Genomic DNA, 19,946 nt, shown 5'->3' with positions numbered 1-19,946 from the left:
GACCGCCGGGGACGTCGGCGGCCGGACCGCCTCGGGTGATACCCAGGTATCACCCGAGGACCGGACCCCCGGTATGACGTTCAGTGCGGGCGCGCCTGCCTAACCTGGGCGGGCCATGAAGAAGACACTCCCCTCCCCCGGCCTCGCCTCGCGGCTCGCGCCCGCGCGCCTGGCGCTGCGGTCCTTCGGGGTCGCCCTCGCGACCCCGACCGAGCCGGGCGCCCCCCTCTTCGCCGAGGTCCGCAACCGGTGGGTGCGGATGCTCCCGTACGCCGTCGCGTTCGGCTTCGTCTGTTCGCTGCTCCCCGTCACCGTCACCGTCCTCGTGCAGGACTACGGTGTGAACGGCGCCGTCGCCGGCGCTCTCGCCACCGCGCAGACCGCGCCGCTGCTGCTCGCCGTCACCCGCCCCCTCCAGGCCTGGTGGATCATCGGCGTCGCCGACGTCCTCGGGGCGGTCGTGCTGCTCGGCGCGGACGGTCTGGACGGCCGGTCCTGGCCGTGGACGCCGATGATCGTCGTCGGGTACCTCGCCCTGATGCTCGCCCTCGGCCTCCGCGAGTCCCGCAAGGCGCTGCTCGGTGTGTGGCTCGTGACCGGGGCGGCCGGGTTCGTGCTCACGGCGGTCGGGCCTCGGCACGACGACGGCGTCCACGTCCTGCTCTTCGTCCTGAGCGGCGTCGTCCTGCTCATCACGGCGACGCTGCGGGAGCGCGGGGACGCGGAGCGGCGCACCCAGGAGGAGCGGGCGCGCACGACGCTCCTGGAGGAGCGCGCCCGGATCGCGCGCGAGCTGCACGACGTCGTCGCCCACCACATGTCCGTGATCACCGTGCAGGCGGACTCGGCGCCGTACCGGATCCCGGATCTGCCGGAGGCGGCGCGCGAGGAGTTCACCTCGATCGCGGCGAGCGCGCGGGAGTCGCTCGCCGAGATGCGGCGGCTGCTCGTGGTGCTGCGCAGCGACGGCACGGAGGGCGAACGGGCCCCGCAGCCCGGCCTGGACCGGGTGCAGCAGCTGATCGAGGCGACGGTACGGGCGGGGGTGCCGGCGGAGCTGTCCATGACGGCGGGCCTCCAGGACCGCGGCGACGTACCGCAGGCGGTGGACCTGTCGGCGTACCGGATCGTGCAGGAGGCGCTCGCGAACGTGGTCCGGCACGCGCCGGGTGCGCGCACCCGTGTGTCGGTCCGGTCCGAGGACGGCGGGCTCGTCGTGGTGGTCGTCAACGGGGCGCCTCCCAGGCCTGCTTCGCCCCTGGAGGGCGGGGACGGAACGGGGCACGGGCTGGTCGGCATGCGGGAACGCGTACGGTTGACCGGCGGCACGCTGGACACCGGGCCGCTGCCGGACGGCGGCTTCCGGGTCGCGGCCAGGCTCCCGCTGCGCACGAAGGACGGACTTCCGTGACCCCCATCCGCGTGATCATCGTCGACGACCAGGCCATGGTGCGGGCGGGGTTCGCCGCGCTGTTGTCGGCGCAGGCCGACATCGACGTGGTGGGCGAGGCGCCGGACGGGCGGCAGGGCGTGGACGTCGCGCGTGCGACGCACCCGGACGTGGTGCTGATGGACGTACGGATGCCGGAGATGGACGGGCTGGCGGCGGCGCGGGAGATCCTGGACCCGCCGGTGGGGGTGGTGCACCGTCCGAAGGTGCTGATGCTGACCACGTTCGACGTGGACGACTACGTCTACGAGGCGCTGCGGGCCGGCGCGTCGGGCTTCCTGCTGAAGGACGCGCCGCCGGCGGATCTCATCGCGGCGGTACGGGTGGTGGCGGCGGGCGAGGCGCTGCTGGCGCCCTCGGTGACGCGGCGGCTGATCGCCGACTTCGCGGCGTCCCGGCCGGCGCCGCGGGCGGACCGGGCGGCGCTGCGGCTGAACGGTCTGACGCCGCGTGAGACGGAGGTCCTGGAGCTGATCGCGCGGGGCCTGTCGAATCAGGAGATCGCGGACCGTCTGGTGCTCGCCGAGCAGACGGTGAAGACGCACATCGGCCGGGTCCTGGCGAAGCTGGACCTGCGGGACAGGGCGCAGGCCGTCATCTTCGCGTACGAGTCGGGCCTGGTCACCCCGGGCGGCGCCGGGCGCTAGGCCCATTGATCCGCCGGCCGCCGGCACGCACGTCCGCCCAGGCGGCTTCCGGCACGCGCCCCGGCCCTGGCACGCCCCGCCGGGGCCCCGCACGCCCCCGATGACCCCCGCAGGGGGGAGAACCCCACCCCCCTGCGGGGGTTGGCGCCTCCTCCGACCCCTACCCCGGTATCAGACCGGACTTGGCCCTCCGGTGTGACGTCGCGTCAGGCGTCCTCTTCCTACCTTCCTCTCGTCATCGCAACGAGAGATGAAGAGAGGGAGGGCGCCGCATGCGCCGATACACGAGGACCCTGGTCGCGTCCGCGCTCGCCGTCACCGTCGTCGCCGGGACCGCCGGGTGGGCGTCGGGGAGCGCGCAGCGGGCCGTGACCGGGCCGCCCGTCGGGGCGGAGGCCTGGGTCGCCGCCGGGCTGCCCGACCCCGAGCGGACCAGCCCCTCCGACATCGCAGCGTTCTTCCGCGACATGGAGCCCGCCCGGCAGCGGGAGCTGCTGCGCACCCATCCCTCCGTCGTCGGCAACCTCGACGGCGTTCCGCCCGGGCTGAGGTACGAGGCCAACGCCCGTACCCTCGGCGGCCGGTACGCCGGTCGGCAGGTCCTCGCCGTCGACCCGCGCGGCCGCGGCCAGATCGCCCTCGTCTCCGGCGACCTCACCACCGCCGAGCACGTCGCCGTCGTCGTTCCCGGCTCCGACATCGACGCCGGCAACCTCCGGCCCCTGACCGACATGGCCGACGCCCTGCGGCGCGCCACCGACGGCCGTACCGCCGTCATCGCCTGGGCCGGCTACACCACCCCCGTCGGCGTCGGGGTCGACGCCGCCGCCGGCGACCTGGCCGAGGCCGGGGCCGGGCGGCTGACCCGGCTGACCGACGGCCTGGCCGCCGTCGGAGCGCCCGCGCCCTCCCTGTTCTGCCACAGCTACGGCTCCGTCGTCTGCGGCCTCGCCGCCCACGACCTCAAGGCCAAGGACCTCGTCGTCTTCGGCTCCCCCGGGATGCGCGCCGCGAACGTCGGCGAGCTGGGCACCTCGGCCCGCGTCTGGGCCGCCAAGGACCCCTCGGACTGGATCGACAGGGTCCCGAACGTCTCGTTCGCCGGCCTCGGGCACGGCGAGGACCCCACCGACGCCGCGTTCGGCGCGCGCCGTGTCCCCGCCGACGACGCCCGTGGCCACGACGGCTACTTCGCGCCCGGCACGCAGTCCCTCCGTACCTTCGCCGCCATCGCCCAGGGGGATGTCCGATGAACACGCTGGTCGAACGCATCGAGGCCCGAACCCCCGCCCGTCGCGACCGTGCGATCGACGGCCTGCGTGCCCTCGCCCTCCTGGCCGTGCCGACCGGCCACTGGCTGCTCGGCGGGTTCACGCTCTCCGCCGACGGCGCGATCCACAACGCCAGTCCACTCGGCACCTTCGGCGGACTCGCCCCCGTCAGCTGGATCCTGCAGATGCTGGGGATCTTCTTCCTCGTCGGCGGCTACGCGTCCGTCCTGTCGTACCGTCGCCACGAGGGTTCCGCCGCGAGCTGGCTGGGGGGCCGGCTCGCCCGCCTCGGCCGGCCCGTCCTCGGCGTGACCGCGGTCTGGGCGGTCCTGCTGCCACTGCTCCACTACGGGTTCGGGGTGCCGGGTGACACCCTGCGGACGGCGTCCACGCTGGTGATCCAGCCGCTGTGGTTCGTCGGGGTGTACACGGTCGTCACCGCCCTCACCCCGTTGTGCGTGCGCGCCGCCCGGCGGGCGGGCGTGTGGGCGGCGGCGCCGCTGCTCGTGTCGGTCGCCGTCGTGGACTTCCTGCGCTACGGACCGTACGCCGACGCGATGCCGTCCTGGCTGAGCGTCCTGAACATCCTTCCCGGCTGGCTCTTCGCCTACCAGCTCGGCGTCTCCTGGGGCGAGGGCCGGGTCACCCGGCGGCACGCCTGGGGCCTGCTGCTCGGCGGCGCGGCGCTGTTCGCCGCTCTGCTCCTCGCCCTCGGCTACCCGGCCTCCATGGTCGGCGTGCCCGGTGAGGCCCGCACCAACTCCCACCCTCCGTCGCTGCTCGTCCTCGCCCTCGCGGCCGGGCAGAGCGGCGCGGCGATCCTGCTGCGTGAGCGGTTCGGGAAGCTGCTGCGGCGGCCCGCGCTGTGGGCGCCGGTCGTGGTCGTCAACCTGTCCGCGATGACGATCCTGTGCTGGCACCAGACGGCGATGCTCGCCGCCGCGATCCCGGCGTCGTACGGGGGTGAGGTCCCGGGCCTGGTCGGCGCGCCGGACTCGGTCGGCTGGATCCTCGCCCGGCTCGCCTGGATGCCGCTCTTCGCCGGGCTGCTGGTCCTGATCGGGCGGTTCACCCGCCGCTTCGAGGCCCCCTGGACCCGCACCGGCCCCGCCCGCCGCACCGCGGCGGGCCTCCTCGCCACCGGCTTCGCCGCCTTCGCCCTGGGCCTGGCGTGAGGTGGGCCGGGTCCCGCCGCTACTCCCTCGCCGCCGACGTCGAGCTCATGTCCGGGTAGCGGTCGCCCGCGACCTGGGAGGCGATCGGTTCCAGTTCCGCCAGTTCCGCCGCCGTCAGCTTCAGGCGCGTCGCCGCCGCGTTCTCCTCCAGGCGGGACCGCTTGCGGGTGCCCGGGATCGGGACCACCGTCAGGCCGTGCACCGAGGCGCGCTGCTGGACCCAGGCCAGGGCCACCTGCGCCGCCGTCGCCCCGTGGTCGGCCGCGATCTTGTGGACCGGGGCGAGCAGCGCGCTGTTCCGCACCGCGTTCTCGCCCGAGAAGCGCGGCTGGTGGGCGCGGTAGTCGCCGCCCGACAGCTCCTTCGACGCGTCCGCGAACGCCCCGGTCAGGAAGCCCCGGCCCAGCGGGGAGTACGGTACGAACGTCACCCCGAGCTCCACCGCCGCACCTACCGCGCTGCGCTCCACGTCGCGCGAGAAGAGCGACCACTCCGACTGCAGGGCGGTGATCGGGTGCACCGCGTGCGCCTCGCGCAGCTCCGCACCGGTCACCTCGCTCAGCCCCAGGTACCTGACCTTGCCCTCCCGCACGAGCTCCGCCATCGCACCGACCGACTCCTCGAAGGGGACCTCCGGGTCGCGCCGGTGCATGTAGTAGAGGTCGATCGTCTCGATCCCGAGGCGGCGCAGGCTCGCCTCCACGGCCTGGCGGATGTACGCCCGGTCGTTGCGGATGCCCCGGTGGTTCGGATCGTCCGCGCGCCGGTCGACGGCGAACTTGGTCGCCAGCGTGACCTCGTCCCGGTGCCGGGCGAGGAACGGCGCCAGGAACTCCTCGTTGGCGCCGCTGCCGTAGATGTCCGCGGTGTCGATCAGGGTGACGCCCGCCTCCAGCGCGGCGTCGAGCGTGTCGCGGGCGGCGGCCTCGTCCGTGTCGCCGTAGAACTCGCTGATGCCCATGGCTCCGAAGCCCTGGACGCCGATCTCCGGCCCGTCCTGGCCGGCGAGCCGTACCGTGTCGATCCTGGTGGTCATGAGGTCGTGCCTCCGCAGATGGTTCCGTAGTGCCCGATCTTGATGTCGAGCACGGCGAGCGCGTCCTGGAGTTCGCCGATGCGGGCGAGGACGTCCCGGCGGGTGCTCTCCAGCAGCTCGCGCCGTTCGTCCCGGGTGTGATCGCCTTCCCGCACCAGTTCCGCGTACCGCACCATCCCGGCGACCGGCATCCCGGTCAGCCGGAGCTTGCCGACGAACGCGAGCCAGTCCAGATCACGCTGGGAGAAGCGGCGCTGGCCGGTGTGCGAACGGTCGACGTGCGGCATCAGCCCGATCCGCTCGTACCAGCGCAGGGTGTGCGCGGACAGTCCGGTCAGGGCGGCCACCTCGCTGATGGTGAAGTGTGCGGCGCTGCTCTCGATCACGCTCATGGTCTCCACGCTAGAACCCTAGAGCGCACTCCAAGCAAGTAGGCTCGGCCTCATGTCCTTGCAGAGCCTGGCGTTGATCGAGAACTGGCCCGTCCCCACCGCGGCCGCCGCCGTCGTCCGTGCGGACGGCACCCTGGCCGGGGCGCACGGCCCCACCGGACAGCGGTTCCCGCTCGCCTCCGTCACCAAGCCGCTCGCGGCGTACGCCGTCCTCGTCGCGTACGAGGAGGGGGCGATCGACCTCGACGAGCCGGCCGGGCCCGAGGGCGCGACGGTCCGGCATCTGCTGGCGCACACCTCGGGGCTCGCCTTCGACGAGCCGCGGGTCATGGCCGCGCCGGGCACGCGCCGTCTCTACTCCAACACCGGGTTCGAGGTGCTCGGCGACCACGTCGCCAAGGCGACGGACATCCCGTTCGCCGACTACGTCCATCAGGCCGTCCTGGAGCCGCTGGGCATGACCTCGACGACGCTGGAGGGCTCGCCCGCCAAGGACGGCGTCTCGACGGTCGACGACCTGGCGCGCTTCGCGGCCGAGGTGCAGGCGCCCCGGCTGCTCGACGCGCGGACGGTGCTCGACGCGATGACCGTGTCGTACCCCGGTCTGACCGGCATCCTGCCCGGCTACGGCCATCAGCGGCCGAACGACTGGGGGCTCGGCTTCGAGATCCGGGACGGCAAGGCACCGCACTGGACGGGTGCCTCGTCCTCGCCGCGGACGTTCGGGCACTTCGGGCAGTCGGGCACGTTCCTGTGGATCGACCCGGACGCGCGCGCCGCGTGCGTGGCCCTGACGGACCGGCCCTTCGGGGCGTGGGCGGTGGAGGCGTGGCCGCCGTTCACCGACGCGGTCCTCGCGGAGCTGCGCGGCTGAAACCACAGGTCAGGGTCGGGTCGTCGCCCCTGACAGGGAGAGCGCGGGCTCCGTCAGGGCGTGCTCGTGCGGGTCGGGGACGGCTCCGGACCCGCCGTGCCCGTGGGCCCCGGGGCGGGCCCGCCGCCCGTGCCGAAGAGGTCGGTCGGGGTGGTGGACGGACCACCCTCCGTCGGGGCGTCCGTCTGCGAGAGGGCGCCCGTACCCGACGCGGCCGGGGTGACCTCGAACTCGTCGCAGCGCTCGGCGGGCCGCGCTCCGCCCGGTCCCGACAGGACGACCGGGATGCGTCCGTCGGTCTCCTCCGCGTACGCGGCCGTGCACACCAGCTGGCGGGCGGCGGCCCCGTCCAGGTCGCCGAGCGGGAAGTCCAGGCTGACCCGCAGCACGGACTCCCCGTCGTCGTCGGTCTCCACGTTCACCAAGGGGGTCCCGCCCGCCGTCCCCGCCCCTTCCGGCAGCCGGGTCGACAGGCCGGCGGCGCGCTCCGCGGCGTTCGTACCGCGCAGCAGCAGGAGGAGCGCCGGGGGCGAGGCGACCCCGAGTCCCCGTGGATACGTGGCCACGATCTGCTCCCGCAGCAGTTGGTCCGTGTCCAGGGCGCGGGCCGCCGGGGTCAGCCTGCCGTCCACGTCGACGAAGAACAGCAGCACCCGGCCGACCTCGCCGGGGGCGACGGCGATCGTCGCCGGCCCGCCGGCCTCCACGACGTCGCTCTGCTGTATGCCGCAGCCGGTGAGCGCGAGGGCGCCCGTCAGGAGGACCGCGCCGAGCCCGGTTCCGCGCCTCACCGGGGGATCCGCACGGTGAAGACGGCGCCGCCGTCGGGGTGGTTCGCGGCCGTGACGGTGCCCCCGTGCAGCCGGACGTTCTCGAGGGTGATGGCGAGTCCCAGTCCGCTGCCCGCGGAGCGGGTCCGGGCCTGGTCGGCCTTGAAGAAGCGGTCGAAGACGTGCGGCAGGACCTCGTCGGCGATGCCGGCGCCCCGGTCGGCGACCTCGGTGACGAGCCAGTCGCCGTCGGTGCGCAGGCTCACCGTCACCGGCGCCTCACCGTGCCGCAGGGCGTTGCCGACGAGGTTGGCGACGACGAGGTCGAAGCGGCGCGGGTCGAGCCGGACGCGCACTCCGTCGGGCAGCTCGGTCCTGACGAGTTCCGGTTCGGTCCAGCGGCGCTGCTGCAGGGTCTTGCGGACGCAGTCGGCCACGTCGACCTCGTCCAGATGGAGTTCGGCGGCCCGCGCGTCGAAGCGGGAGATCTCCATCAGGTCCTCCACGAGCACCGCGAGCTTGCCGGTCTCGGCGCTGATGAGCCGGACCGCCCTGGCGGTGTCGCTGTCGAGCGTGTCCGCGTCCTCGTCGAGTACCTCGGTGACGGCGAGCATCCCGGCGAGCGGGGTGCGCAGTTCATGGGAGACGTCGGAGGCGAAGCGCCGGGCGCGCGCCTCGGCGTGCCGCAGCTCGACGACCGAGCGTTCGAGCGCGGCGGCCGATTCGTTGAACGTCCTGGCGAGATCGGCGAGTTCGTCGCTGCCCTTGACCTGAATCCGGGCGTCGAGCTCGCCGCGCCCCATGGAGTCGGCCGCGCGTCGCAGTTCCCGTACGGGACGGAGCACGCTGCGGGCGGCCAGCAGGGCCGGGATCAGCGCCACGGCGAGCGCGGGCAGGGCGCCGTCGCGGGCGGCGAGGACCATGGCCTCGACGTTGGCCTCCTCGACGTCGAGTTCCATGACCGCGTACAGCACGAGGCCGGTGCGGTGGACGGCCTTGGCCGGGGTGTGCGCCCGGAAGACGGCGGGGACGGCGACGGTGAGGTAGGGCCGGCCGTTCTTGACCACCCGCTGGAAGCTGCCGTGGGCGGAGGCCTTGGCGCGGGAGCGGAGTTCGGGCGTGATGACGGTGGAGGTGGGGCGGTCGGCGGACGAGACGCTGAGGGAGCCGTACTCGGCGTAGACCCGCCAGGGCCGCGGCTTGCCCTGGCGGGCGATCTGCTGGAGATCGAAGCGCAGCGAGTCCTTCTCGATGGGCAGCGTCACGTTGAGGACCTGGACGCGCTCGCGGAAGGCGGAGACGGCGGTGTCCTGGGCCTGTTCGAGGACGGCGTTGCGGGCGGCGCGGTAGGTCAGGGCGGCGGTGGTGCCGCAGCCGACGGCGGCGACGAGGAGGAAGGCGAGGACGAGCCGGGTGCGGAGCCCGAAGGGGCGGTGGCGGCGTCGCGGAGCGCGGCGTCCTTTCACAGCGGTCCGAAGCGGTAGCCGAAACCGCGGAGGGTCTGGATGTAGCGGGGGGCGCCCTCGGGGTCCTCGATCTTGGTACGCAGCCGGCGGACGCAGGCGTCCACGAGGCGGGCGTCGCCGTGGTAGCTGTGTTCCCAGACGTGTTCGAGGAGTTGCTGGCGGCTGAAGACCTGCTCGGGGTGGGCGGTCAGATGCAGCAGGAGCTTGAGTTCGGACGGGGCGAGGGCGATGCGCTCACCGGACTTGGCGACGGTCAGTCCGGCGCGGTCGATGGCCATCTCGCCGTGGAACTCGATGGCGGGGCGACCGGCGCCGGGCTCCTCGATGCGGCGCAGGACGGCGCGTATGCGGGCCTCGATGACTTCGGTACGGGCCGGTTTGACGATGTAGTCGTCGGCGCCGGCCTCCAGGCCGACGACGATGTCGAAGTCGTCGCCGCGCGCGGTGAGCATGATGATCGGCAGCTGGCTGGTCTCCCGGATCCGGCGGCACACCTGGACGCCGTTGACGCCGGGGAGCATCAGGTCGAGCAGGACGAGGTCGGGCCGGAACTCCGCGAGCTGCGCGAGCCCCGCCTCTCCGGTCGCGGCGCCGCGGACGTCGTGCCCGCGCCGGCGCAGCCCGAGTTCGACCCCTTCGCGGACGGAGGGGTCGTCTTCTATGAGAAGAACGCGAGGCATATCGGCAGTATCCCAAAGTGAGAAGAGGGGCAGATGGGCCGGTCGGGGGTGTGGAGGGCGAGGCTCAGGTGCGGCGCGTCAGGCCGCTCAGGCGGTGTCCCGCGCCCGCCATGAGGGCCTGTAGCTCGGTGAGTCCGAGGGGCCGGGCGAGCAGGGCGAAGAGGGCGAGGATCGTGAGGACCCCCGCCGCCCCTGAGGCGAGCGCACCGGCCGGGGCGGTCGTGTCGGCGACGAGCAGCCCGAACCCGGCCGCGGGCGCGGCGGCCACGAGCAGCCGAGCGAGCGCGGAGACGGACCCGGAAGCGCCGCCGCCGGGCGCGGGGACCGCCTCGGAGACGTCGCCATCGGGCGCGGACCCGGAAGCGCCGCCGCCGGGCCGGGCGGGAGCGGCGGGCGTGGTCGTCGTGACGGTCGGGGCTTCCTCGCTCCTCGTGGCCGGCCTCGGCCGACCGAGGCGGCGTCGGAGCGCGTACGCCGTCAGGGCCCAGCCCGACCACAGCGCGAGCGAGTAGCCGGCCGCCATACCCGCCACCGCCCAGGTCGGCGGGAGGAACGCGTACGCGGTGAGGGAGAGGCCCGCGTTGACCGCCGCGATCACCAGGTTGAGGAGGAAGGGGGTCCTGGTGTCCCGCAGCGCGTAGAAGGCGCGGGTGCAGACGTACTGGCCCGAGAAGGCGATCAGTCCCGGCGCGAACGCCATCAGGATCCAGGCCATCGCCCGGATGTCGTCCGCGCCGGTCCTGCCGTACTGGAAGACCAGGCCCATCAGCGGCACCGCCAGCGCGAAGAGCGCGCAGGCCGCCGGAACGACGGCAGCGGTGCTCGTGCGGAGCCCGTACGAGACGTCCCGCCGCACCCCCGCCAGGTCGCCGTCCGCCGCCGCCCCGCTCATCCGCGGCAGCAGCGCCGTCACCAGCGAGACGGTGACGATGCCGTGCGGTACCGCCCACAGCAGATAGGCGTTGTTGTACGCGGCGAAGCCGAAGCCCCCGCCCCCGCCGAGCTCCTCCGCCCTCGTGCCCGCCGCCGTCGCCAGCTTCGTCGTCACCCAGTACGCGGCCTGGTTGGTGAGGACCAGCAGCACCAGCCATCCCGCCGACCGCAGGGGCGCCGTCAGCCCGCTGCCCCGAAGGTCGAGGCGCGGACGCCAGCGGAATCCGGCCGAGCGCAGCGACGGCACGAGGGCCAGCGCCTGCAGTGCGATGCCCGCCGTCGTACCCCAGCCGAGCAGCGCGGTCTCCCCCGCCGTCAGTCCGCCGCCCGTCGCGGTCGCCAGGTAGAGCGCGAACACCCCTATGACGACGAGGTTGTTGAGGACGGGCGTCCACATCATCGCGCCGAACCGGCCCCGTGCGTTCAGGACCTGCCCGAGGAGGGTGAAGAGTCCGAGGAAGAAGATCTGCGGCAGGCAGTAGCGGGCGAAGGCGACCGTCATCGACTCGCGTGCGCCGCCGTAGTCGGTGTACGCGTCGATGATCGCGGGCGCCGCCAGCACCGCGCCGGCCGTCAGCACGAGCAGCGCGCCGACGCAGACCGTGAGGAGACGGTCGGTGTAGGCGACACCGCCGTCCTCGTGCTCCTTGGCCGCCTTGACCAGCTCGGGCACGAAGACCGCGTTGAGGGCTCCTCCGAGGAGGAGCATGTAGACGATGGTGGGGATGGAGTTGGCGACCGCGTAGCCGTCGGCGATGCCCCCGACGCCCAGCGCCGCGGCGACGACCGCGGACCGTACGAAGCCGCTGGCGCGCGAGACGAGCGACCCGGCGGCCATCACGGCGCCGCTGCGCAGCACGGAGGGCGCGCGCCGCGCGGGCGCCTGCGCCACGGTCGCCGTCATCGACGGGCCAGGTAGGCCTGGAAGGCCCGGTACAGCGTGTGGTTGGTCGTGCCGTCCAACGGTCTCTCCCACTCCCCCAGCGTCTCGACGGCCTGCCCGCCCGTGCCGAGCTTCCAGCGCAGCAGACCGTGGGCGCGGTCGTCCGGATCAAGGGTGGAGGGTATCCCGCGCATGTCGTAGACCTCCGCGCCGAGCGCGTGGGCGTCGGTGAGCATCCGCCACTGCAGGGCGTTGGAGGGCCGGACCTCGCGGCGGTGGTCGGCGGAAGCGCCGGTCTGGTACCAGACCCGCCTCCCCACCGTGATCATGGTGTGGGCGGCGAGCGTCTCGCCCTCGTGGCGGGCGAGGTAGAGCTTCATCCGGCCCGGTTCCTCGGCGTTGAGGACCGCGTACTGGCGTTCGTAGTAGGCGAGGGAGCGGCCGAGCCGGAAGCCGTCACGTTCCTCGGTGACGCGCAGGAGCCGGAAGAACTCGGGCAGGTCGGCCGCCGAGCCGATGACGATCTCGACACCCGACGTGCGGGCCTTGCGGACGTTGCGCCGCCACTCCTGGTTGAGGCCCTTCCACAGGTCGTCGGCGCCGCGGCCGGCGAGGGGGACCTGGTAGACGTGGCGGGGCTGGGCGTCGGCGCCGTCGGAGGCGCTGGTGGAGTCGCCTCCGCAGCGCCGCCAGCCGCGGGAGCGGAGCCGCTCGGCGACGGCGGTGCCGAGCGGGTCGACCTCGTCGGCGAGGACGTCGGCGAGGCGCCGGCCCGGTCCGGTGTGCGCCTTGAGGGTGGCGGCGTTCCAGCGGCGGAAGGCGGGCGAGGGCCCGATGCGTACGGCGAAGGCGCCGGAGGCGCGCAGGTGCCGGAGCAGCGGGGTGAGCCAGCCGTCGATGTCGGGGTCGGACCAGTCGGCGACGGGCCCTTCGGGCAGGTAGGCGAAGTACTTGCGGGTGCCGGGGAAGGCCCGCAGCAGGACGAGGGCGACGCCGGTGAGCCGGCCGTTCTCGGGTCCCCAGCCGAGGAGCTGGTGGCTCCAGCCGTCCTTCACCCCGGCCCAGGAGGGGAGCTGGAGAAAGCCGGCGCCGGCGCCGGCGCGGGCGAGGTGGGCGCGGTACTCCTCCGAGGTGAGGTGCTGCACGCGGGTGGCGTGCCGGGGTGCGGCCGTCACGAGCAGAGCTGACACAACGGGAGCCTCCTTGTTCCGCCCCTCGGTCGTGGGGCGCACAGGATGCTCACAGCCGTCCTTGACCGTGCCGCGCGTCGTGTGTGACCGGACGATGACCGTTGCTCACCAGCCCTTGTCACACAGCGCCGGAGGTGCTTGCCGCGGCCTACAGTCCGGGCATCCCACACCTTTTCCGGAGGCTTCCGTGATGTCCGTACGCACCCGAGCCCGCGCCCGAATACGCCCGGCGCTGGCGGCCCTCGCCCTCTGCGGCTCCCTCACCGCGTGTTCGTCGGGGGCGGTGGGCGCGCCCCGTGACGAGGGGAGCGCGGAGTCCATGGAGGCGCCGGCGAAGGTGACCGTCGCGAGCCCCGCGGCGGGTCGGACCGTCACGGTCTCCGCGACGGGCGGGAAGCTGACGGAGGTGAGGGTCGTCGACGCGGACGGCGCGGCGCTGACGGGTCGTACCGGGGCGGGCGGGACGTCCTGGGTCTCGGACCGGAAGGCGGCGCCGGGCACCTCGTACCGGGTGGAGGCCACGACCCGCACGGAGGGCGGGAAGGAGGCGACGAGCCGCTCCGCCTTCACGACGGAGAAGGCGTCTCAGGTCAACAAGGTGACGCTGGCGCCGGGGAAGAACACGACGGTCGGGGTGGGGCAGCCGCTGTCGATCGTCTTCGACCGGCCGGTGACCCAGAAGGCGGAGGTGGAGAAGCAGCTCAAGGTCACCACCTCGAACGGCACGGTCGGGTCGTGGGGTTGGCTGAAGGACTACTCGGGCAGGGACCGGGTGGACTGGCGGCCGAAGGAGTACTGGAAGCCGGGCACGAAGATCACGCTCGACGCGACGCTGAACGGTACGGACTCGGGCGGGGGCTGGTTCGTACGGGACTACCGGACGGGGTTCACGGTCGGCGGCACGGCGCAGGTGGTGAAGGTCGACCTGGACCGCAAGAAGCTCGTGCTGGAACGGGACGGGCGCGCGGTGCGCACGATCCCCGTGTCGGGCGGTACGCCGGGCGGCGACAAGCGGTCGTGGCGGGGGACGGCGGTGCTGATGGCGAAGGAGGGCACGATCAACATGAACTCCGAGACGGTCGGGCTCGGCGACGCCTACGACAAGATGGTCGACTACTCGATGCGTCTGACCTGGTCGGGGATGTACGCGCACGCGGCGCCGTGGAACGCGGCGTACTTCGGGCGCGCAAACAAGAGCTCGGGCTGCATCGGCATGAGCGACGCGGACGCGGCCTGGTTCTACGGTCAGGTCCACGCGGGCGACCCCTTCGAGATCCGCGGCGCGGACACGAAGGGCACGGTCGCGGAGGGCAACGGCTACGGGGCGTGGAACCTGAGCTGGGAGCAGTGGCAGGCGAAGAGCGCGGTGGGCCGCTGACACGGGCCGAGGGTGCCGCCCCGCGGCGGCACCGGACGAGGAGGTCCCGTCGGCCACGGCGGGCACCGCTCAGACGCGGCGCATCTCCCAGAGGAGGACTTCCGCGTCGGAGGTGGCGAGGAGCGCGAGGTCCCGCGCGTCGGTGACGCGGGCCGCGTCGCCGGGGGCGAGCTCCTCGCCGTCCAGGCGGACCGCGCCCCGCACCACATGGGCGTAGACGAAGTCCGCGTCCGGGACCGCCGTGCGCTCGCCCGCCTCCAGCCGGCGGACGTGGAGCATCGCGGCCGCCTCGGGGAGGGCGTACGGCGTCGAGTCGGCGATGCCGCGGACGATCTCGTACGCGGGGTCGCCGCCCGGCTCGGTCGGGGCGAGCCACATCTGGACGAAGACCAGGGGCACGTCGGCGTCGTTGCGCTCCTCGTGCCGCACCCCGCCCGCGGAGCTGAGCCGCTGGACGTCGCCGGGCCGGACGACCGTGCGGTGCCCGGCGGCCGTGTCGTGGTGGGTCAGCTCGCCCTCGACGACCCAGGTGACGATCTCGGTGTGGCTGTGCGGGTGCTCGTCGAACCCGGCGCCGGGCGCGAGCCGTTCCTCGTTGCAGGCGAGGATCGCGCCGAAGCGGAGGTTGTCGGGGTCGTAGTGGGCGCCGAAGGAGAGGGCGTGGCGGGTCTCGATCCCGGCCTCCGGGTCGCCCCCGGGGTAGCGGTCGCCGGCGCGCTGGATGTGCATCACGGAGCCACGGTATCCCCGGCCCGCGCCCGTCGCGGGGGCACCGCGGAGGGAAGGCCCGCGGCACCCCGGCCACATATCCGTGGCCCGATGAGGCACCCTTAGTCCGTGTCTGAACCGATGAACGCCTCCCATCCGCACTCCGCGACCCTGAAGCGCCTCGAACAGGCCTCCGGGCGGCTGGCCGCCAACGCCATCGCCCGCATGGACGAGACGCTGCCGTGGTACCGGGCGATGCCGCCCGAGAACCGGTCGTGGATCGGTCTGGTCGCCCAGGCCGGTATCGCCGCGTTCACCGAGTGGTTCCGGCACCCCGAGACACCGCAGGCCATCTCCACCGACGTCTTCGGCACCGCGCCCCGTGAGCTGACCCGCGCCATCACCCTGCGGCAGACCGTCGAGATGGTGCGCACCACGATCGAGGTCATGGAGACGGCGATCGAGGAGGTCGCGGCCCCCGGCGACGAGTCGATCCTGCGCGAGGCGCTCCTCGTCTACGCCCGCGAGATCGCCTTCGCGACCGCCCAGGTCTACGCCCAGGCCGCCGAGGCCCGCGGCGCCTGGGACGCGCGTCTCGAATCGCTGGTCGTCAACGCGGTCCTCTCCGGGGAGGCCGACGAGGGCGCCGTCTCCCGGGCCGCCGCCCTCGGCTGGAACTCCCCCGAGCACGTCTGCGTCGTCCTCGGCACCGCCCCCGACGGCGACAGCGAGCTGACCGTGGAGGCCATCCGCCGCGCCGCACGGCACGCCAAGCTCCAGGTCCTGACCGGCGTTCTCGGCAACCGACTCGTCGTGATCGCCGGTGGCAACGACAACCCGCTCGCCGTGGCGAAGGCCCTGATCGGGCCGTATGCCGCCGGGCCCGTCGTCGCGGGCCCCGTCGTCCCCGACCTGCTCGCCGCGACCCGGTCCGCGCAGGCCGCCGCCGCCGGGCTCAAGGCGTGTTCGGCGTGGCAGGACGCCCCGCGGCCGGTTCTCGCGGACGATCTACTGCCGGAGCGCGCGATCGCCTCCGACCCTTCGGCCCGTGAGCAGCTGGTGGAGGAGATCTACAGACCGCTGGAGGAAGCGGGCTCGGCGCTGCTGGAAACACTGAGTGTCTATCTGGAGCAGGCGAGCAGCCTCGAAGGCGCGGCGCGCATGCTCTTCGTCCACCCCAACACCGTGCGCTACCGGCTTCGACGTGTGACAGACGTCACCGGATGGTCACCCTCCGATGTGCGTTCCGCCTTTACGCTGCGGATCGCGCTCATTCTGGGGCGCTTGGCCGACGGCGATTCACAGCCCTAGACTTTTGTCGAATACCAACAATTCCCCCGACGGTTCTTCGTCCTAGTCCCCACGGGCGCTTGGAGCCGTCCCCAAGAGAGAGTGTGAGGGTGCTCGTACTCGTCGCTCCCGGCCAAGGCGCCCAGACGCCCGGCTTCCTGACCCCCTGGCTCGAACTCCCCGGCGCCGCCGACCGCTTGGCGGCCTGGTCCGAGGCCATCGGGCTCGATCTCGTCCACTACGGCACGAACGCGGACGCGGACGAGATCCGCGACACCGCCGTCGCCCAGCCCCTGCTCGTCGCCGCCGGCCTGCTCTCCGCGGCCGCGCTCGGTGACGTCTCCCCCGGTGCCGTCGCGGGCCACAGCGTCGGTGAGATCACCGCCGCCGCGTTCGCCGGCGTCCTCGACGACACCGCCGCCCTGCGTCTCGTACGGACGCGTGGTCTGGCGATGGCCGAGGCCGCCGCGATCACCGAGACCGGCATGTCCGCGCTGCTGGGCGGCGAACCTGATGTGACGGTTCAGCACCTGGAGAAGCTCGGTCTGACCCCGGCCAACGTCAACGGCGCCGGGCAGATCGTGGCCGCCGGCACCCTGGAGCAGCTGGCCGCCCTGGAGGCGGACAAGCCCGAGGGTGTCCGCCGGGTCGTTCCGCTGAAGGTGGCCGGCGCGTTCCACACGCACCACATGGCCCCGGCGGTGGCACAGCTGGAGGCCGCCGCCAAGGAGCTGCCGGTCGCCGCTCCGCGCGTGCGCTACGTCTCGAACAAGGACGGCCAGGTCGTCACCGAGGGCGCGGACGTCATCGCGCGCCTGGTCGGCCAGGTCGCCAACCCGGTCCGCTGGGACCTGTGCATGGACACCTTCAAGGCCCTGGGCGCGACGGCGCTGATCGAGGTGTGCCCCGGCGGCACGCTGACCGGTCTGGCCAAGCGCGCGCTTCCGGGCGTGGCGACCGTCGCCCTGAAGACCCCCGACGACCTCGACGCGGCCCGCACGCTCGTCGCCGAGCACACTGCAGCCTGAGTAAGGAGCCGTAGAGCATGTCGAAGATCAGGCCCAGCAAGGGCGCCCCGTACGCGCGGATCCTGGGTGTCGGCGGCTACCGCCCCACCCGGGTCGTGCCGAACGAGGTGATCCTCGAGAAGATCGACTCGTCCGACGAGTGGATCCGCTCGCGCTCCGGCATCGCCACCCGCCACTGGGCCTCCCCGGAGGAGACCGTGACCGCGATGTCGGTCGAGGCCTCCGGGAAGGCCATCGCCGACGCCGGGATCACCCCGGAGCAGATCGGCGCCGTGATCGTCTCCACGGTCTCGCACTTCAAGCAGACCCCGGCCGTCGCCACCGAGATCGCCGACAAGATCGGCGCCGGCAAGCCGGCCGCGTTCGACATCTCCGCCGGCTGCGCGGGCTTCGGCTACGGCCTGACGCTCGCCAAGGGCATGATCGTCGAGGGTTCGGCCGAGTACGTGCTGGTGATCGGCGTCGAGCGGCTGAGCGACCTGACCGACCTGGAGGACCGCGCGACGGCCTTCCTGTTCGGCGACGGCGCCGGCGCGGTCGTGGTCGGCCCGTCGGACGTGCCGCACATCGGCCCCACCGTGTGGGGTTCGGAGGGCGACAAGTCCGAGACGATCAAGCAGACGGTGCCGTGGAACGAGTTCCAGGTCGGCGACGTCTCGAAGCTCCCCCTCAACGCGCAGGGCGAGATCAAGTTCCCCGCCATCACGCAGGAGGGCCAGGCGGTCTTCCGCTGGGCCGTCTTCGAGATGGCGAAGGTCGCCCAGCAGGCGCTGGAGGCCGCCGGAATCTCGGCGGACGACCTTGACGTCTTCATCCCGCACCAGGCGAACATGCGGATCATCGACTCGATGGTGAAGACACTGAAGCTGCCGGAGCACGTCACGGTCGCGCGTGACGTCGAGACCACCGGCAACACCTCGGCCGCCTCGATCCCGCTCGCGATGGAGCGGCTCCTGGCGACCGGAAAGGCGAAGAGCGGCGACACGGCGCTCATCATCGGCTTCGGGGCGGGTCTCGTCTTCGCCGCGACGGTCGTTACTCTCCCCTAGGCACTCCGGGATATTCCGGAAGCCCTTTTCCACAGCACATCACAGAAGGAGCGCCACCATGGCCGCCACCCAGGAAGAGATCGTCGCCGGTCTCGCCGACATCGTCAACGAGATCGCCGGCATCCCGGTCGAGGACGTCCAGCTGGACAAGTCCTTCACCGACGACCTGGACGTCGACTCGCTGTCCATGGTCGAGGTCGTCGTCGCCGCCGAAGAGCGCTTCGACGTCAAGATCCCGGACGAGGACGTCAAGAACCTCAAGACGGTTGGCGACGCTGCCGACTACATCCTGAAGCACCAGGCCTGATTCGGCCTCTGCTGACTCGGTCCGCCACCCGGCGGTGGCGCCGTACTTCGACCAACACACACGTGGAGAAAGAATTCCTGTGAGCTCGACCAATCGCACCGTGGTCGTCACCGGTCTCGGCGCAACCACACCGCTGGGTGGCGACTCCGCATCGACCTGGGAAGGTCTGATGGCGGGACGCTCCGGCGTCAAGCCCCTCGAGGGCGAACGATTCGCCGAACTGCCCGTCCAGATCGCGGCGCTCGCCGCGGTCGACCCGGGTGACGTTCTGCCCCGCCCGCTCGCCCGCAAGCTGGACCGCTCGGCGCAGTTCGCGCTGATCGCGGCCCGTGAGGCGTGGGCCGACGCGGGCTACACCGCCCCGGCCGGTGAGGACGAGAGCATCGCGCCCGAGCGGCTCGGCTCCGTCATCGCCTCCGGCATCGGCGGTGTCACGACTCTGCTCGACCAGTACGACGTGCTGAAGGACAAGGGCGTACGCCGCGTCTCCCCGCACACCGTGCCGATGCTCATGCCGAACAGTCCCTCCGCCAACGTCGGTCTGGAGGTGAACGCCCGGGCGGGCGTGCACACCCCGGTCTCGGCGTGTGCGTCGGGCGCGGAGGCGATCGGTTACGCCGTCGAGATGATCCGTACCGGCCGGGCCGACGTGGTCGTCGCCGGCGGCACGGAGGCGGCGATCCACCCGCTGCCGATCGCGGCCTTCGCCAACATGATGGCGATGTCCAAGAACAACGACGAGCCGACGAAGGCCTCGCGTCCGTACGACATGGGCCGTGACGGCTTCGTGCTCGGCGAGGGCGCGGGCGTGGTGATCCTCGAGTCCGAGGAGCACGCGAAGGCCCGTGGCGCGCGGATCTACTGCGAGGTGCTGGGGCAGGGCCTGTCGGCCGACAGCCACCACATCGCGCAGCCCGAGCCGACCGGCCGGGGCATCGCCGCGGCGATGCAGAACCTGCTGGACTCGACGGACCTGAAGCCGTCGGAGGTCGTCCACCTCAACGCGCACGCGACGTCGACGCCGCAGGGTGACGTGGCGGAGATCAAGGCGCTGCGCAAGGTGCTGGGCGACGACCTCGACCATGTCGCGATCTCGGCGACGAAGTCGATGACGGGTCACCTGCTCGGCGGCGCGGGCGGCATCGAGACCGTCGCGACGGTCCTGGCGCTGCACCACCGTGTCGCCCCGCCGACGATCAACGTCGACGAGCTGGACCCCGCGGTCGACGCGGACATCGTCCGCGACGAGCCCCGCGAGCTCCCGCAGGGCACGATCGCCGCGATCAACAACTCGTTCGGCTTCGGCGGCCACAACGTGGTGCTGGCGTTCCGCACCGTGTGACGCGAAGCCACCAGCGAGGCCCACTCCGTGCCCGGGGTGGGCCTTCGCCACATCCGCCGGACGGAGTCCGGCACAGC

The 19,946-nt window shown here is 73.0% G+C and carries 19 protein-coding genes; 11 read left to right on the top strand and 8 right to left on the bottom strand.

Going from position 1 to position 19,946, the window contains the following annotated elements; genetic code table 11:
- The first annotated feature begins 115 nt into the window (after window positions 1-115).
- The 4 genes from ACZ3IJ_RS23540 to ACZ3IJ_RS23525 all read left to right on the top strand — a co-directional run bounded on the left by ACZ3IJ_RS23540 (window position 116) and on the right by ACZ3IJ_RS23525 (window position 4,543).
- A complete protein-coding gene (locus tag ACZ3IJ_RS23540; RefSeq protein WP_467471143.1) occupies window positions 116-1,411 on the top strand; it encodes a sensor histidine kinase in 1,296 nt (431 codons plus the stop codon).
- Entirely contained in the window at window positions 1,408-2,097 is a 690-nt protein-coding gene (locus ACZ3IJ_RS23535; RefSeq protein WP_467471141.1) for a response regulator, read from the top strand. Before ACZ3IJ_RS23540 ends, ACZ3IJ_RS23535 begins: the two co-directional genes overlap by 4 nt.
- Window positions 2,098-2,369: 272 nt before the next feature.
- Complete coding sequence (locus tag ACZ3IJ_RS23530; protein WP_467471139.1) at window positions 2,370-3,350, top strand: alpha/beta hydrolase; 981 nt, start codon at window positions 2,370-2,372, stop codon at window positions 3,348-3,350.
- Window positions 3,347-4,543 carry an acyltransferase family protein gene (locus tag ACZ3IJ_RS23525; RefSeq protein ID WP_467471137.1) on the top strand — a complete coding sequence of 399 codons (1,197 nt, stop codon included), beginning with the start codon at window positions 3,347-3,349 and terminating at the stop codon, window positions 4,541-4,543. The genes ACZ3IJ_RS23530 and ACZ3IJ_RS23525 overlap by 4 nt, the downstream gene beginning before the upstream one ends.
- A gap of 19 nt (window positions 4,544-4,562) precedes the next feature.
- Here ACZ3IJ_RS23525 and ACZ3IJ_RS23520 read toward each other — a convergent pair whose 3' ends face one another.
- Together ACZ3IJ_RS23520 and ACZ3IJ_RS23515 are read right to left on the bottom strand one after the other, a co-directional pair.
- Window positions 4,563-5,579: an aldo/keto reductase gene (locus ACZ3IJ_RS23520; RefSeq protein WP_467471135.1), complete on the bottom strand. Its 1,017-nt coding sequence runs from the start codon at window positions 5,577-5,579 to the stop codon at window positions 4,563-4,565.
- On the bottom strand, window positions 5,576-5,971 hold the full coding sequence (locus ACZ3IJ_RS23515) for a MerR family transcriptional regulator (protein WP_391797481.1): 396 nt from the start codon (window positions 5,969-5,971) through the stop codon (window positions 5,576-5,578). The genes ACZ3IJ_RS23520 and ACZ3IJ_RS23515 overlap by 4 nt, the downstream gene beginning before the upstream one ends.
- Before the next feature lie 52 nt (window positions 5,972-6,023).
- Here ACZ3IJ_RS23515 and ACZ3IJ_RS23510 point away from each other — a divergent pair, with 52 nt between their 5' ends.
- Window positions 6,024-6,845, top strand: a complete 822-nt coding sequence (locus ACZ3IJ_RS23510; protein ID WP_467471132.1) for a serine hydrolase domain-containing protein — start codon at window positions 6,024-6,026, stop codon at window positions 6,843-6,845.
- Window positions 6,846-6,898: 53 nt separating this feature from the next.
- Here the strand turns inward: ACZ3IJ_RS23510 and ACZ3IJ_RS23505 are convergent, their stop codons facing one another.
- From ACZ3IJ_RS23505 to ACZ3IJ_RS23485, 5 genes are all read right to left on the bottom strand, one after another.
- Entirely contained in the window at window positions 6,899-7,636 is a 738-nt protein-coding gene (locus ACZ3IJ_RS23505; RefSeq protein ID WP_467471130.1) for a hypothetical protein, read from the bottom strand.
- Complete coding sequence (locus ACZ3IJ_RS23500) at window positions 7,633-9,081, bottom strand: sensor histidine kinase (RefSeq protein ID WP_467471128.1); 1,449 nt, start codon at window positions 9,079-9,081, stop codon at window positions 7,633-7,635. Before ACZ3IJ_RS23500 ends, ACZ3IJ_RS23505 begins: the two co-directional genes overlap by 4 nt.
- Entirely contained in the window at window positions 9,078-9,761 is a 684-nt protein-coding gene (locus ACZ3IJ_RS23495) for a response regulator (RefSeq protein ID WP_467471126.1), read from the bottom strand. Before ACZ3IJ_RS23495 ends, ACZ3IJ_RS23500 begins: the two co-directional genes overlap by 4 nt.
- 64 nt (window positions 9,762-9,825) lie before the next feature.
- On the bottom strand, window positions 9,826-11,598 hold the full coding sequence (gene murJ / locus ACZ3IJ_RS23490; RefSeq protein ID WP_467471124.1) for a murein biosynthesis integral membrane protein MurJ: 1,773 nt from the start codon (window positions 11,596-11,598) through the stop codon (window positions 9,826-9,828).
- Window positions 11,595-12,767, bottom strand: coding sequence for a lipid II:glycine glycyltransferase FemX (locus ACZ3IJ_RS23485; RefSeq protein WP_467471121.1), 1,173 nt, complete (start codon window positions 12,765-12,767; stop codon window positions 11,595-11,597). The genes murJ and ACZ3IJ_RS23485 overlap by 4 nt, the downstream gene beginning before the upstream one ends.
- A 190-nt stretch (window positions 12,768-12,957) precedes the next feature.
- On the opposite strand from ACZ3IJ_RS23485, the gene ACZ3IJ_RS23480 reads away from it, so the two are divergent.
- Window positions 12,958-14,145 carry a L,D-transpeptidase gene (locus tag ACZ3IJ_RS23480; protein WP_467471119.1) on the top strand — a complete coding sequence of 396 codons (1,188 nt, stop codon included), beginning with the start codon at window positions 12,958-12,960 and terminating at the stop codon, window positions 14,143-14,145.
- 69 nt (window positions 14,146-14,214) lie between these two features.
- On the opposite strand, the gene ACZ3IJ_RS23475 is transcribed toward ACZ3IJ_RS23480, so the two are convergent.
- Window positions 14,215-14,874, bottom strand: coding sequence for a pirin family protein (locus ACZ3IJ_RS23475; protein ID WP_467471400.1), 660 nt, complete (start codon window positions 14,872-14,874; stop codon window positions 14,215-14,217).
- 120 nt (window positions 14,875-14,994) lie between these two features.
- On the opposite strand from ACZ3IJ_RS23475, the gene fasR reads away from it, so the two are divergent.
- The 5 genes from fasR to fabF all read left to right on the top strand — a co-directional run bounded on the left by fasR (window position 14,995) and on the right by fabF (window position 19,869).
- Window positions 14,995-16,164, top strand: coding sequence for a fatty acid biosynthesis transcriptional regulator FasR (gene fasR, locus ACZ3IJ_RS23470; protein WP_391797595.1), 1,170 nt, complete (start codon window positions 14,995-14,997; stop codon window positions 16,162-16,164).
- 89 nt (window positions 16,165-16,253) lie between these two features.
- On the top strand, window positions 16,254-17,171 hold the full coding sequence (locus ACZ3IJ_RS23465) for an ACP S-malonyltransferase (protein ID WP_467471117.1): 918 nt from the start codon (window positions 16,254-16,256) through the stop codon (window positions 17,169-17,171).
- 17 nt (window positions 17,172-17,188) lie between these two features.
- Complete coding sequence (locus ACZ3IJ_RS23460) at window positions 17,189-18,220, top strand: beta-ketoacyl-ACP synthase 3 (protein WP_467471115.1); 1,032 nt, start codon at window positions 17,189-17,191, stop codon at window positions 18,218-18,220.
- A 58-nt stretch (window positions 18,221-18,278) separates the two neighbouring features.
- Window positions 18,279-18,527, top strand: coding sequence for an acyl carrier protein (locus ACZ3IJ_RS23455; RefSeq protein WP_352189292.1), 249 nt, complete (start codon window positions 18,279-18,281; stop codon window positions 18,525-18,527).
- A 79-nt stretch (window positions 18,528-18,606) separates the two neighbouring features.
- Window positions 18,607-19,869 (top strand): beta-ketoacyl-ACP synthase II, encoded by a 1,263-nt coding sequence (gene fabF, locus ACZ3IJ_RS23450; protein ID WP_383292203.1) that lies wholly within the window; start codon window positions 18,607-18,609, stop codon window positions 19,867-19,869.
- The last annotated feature ends 77 nt before the right edge of the window (window positions 19,870-19,946 follow it).

The sequence above is a fragment of the Streptomyces sp. NPDC013317 genome, assembly GCF_055563155.1.
This window is presented reverse-complemented; position numbering and strand designations above follow the sequence as displayed.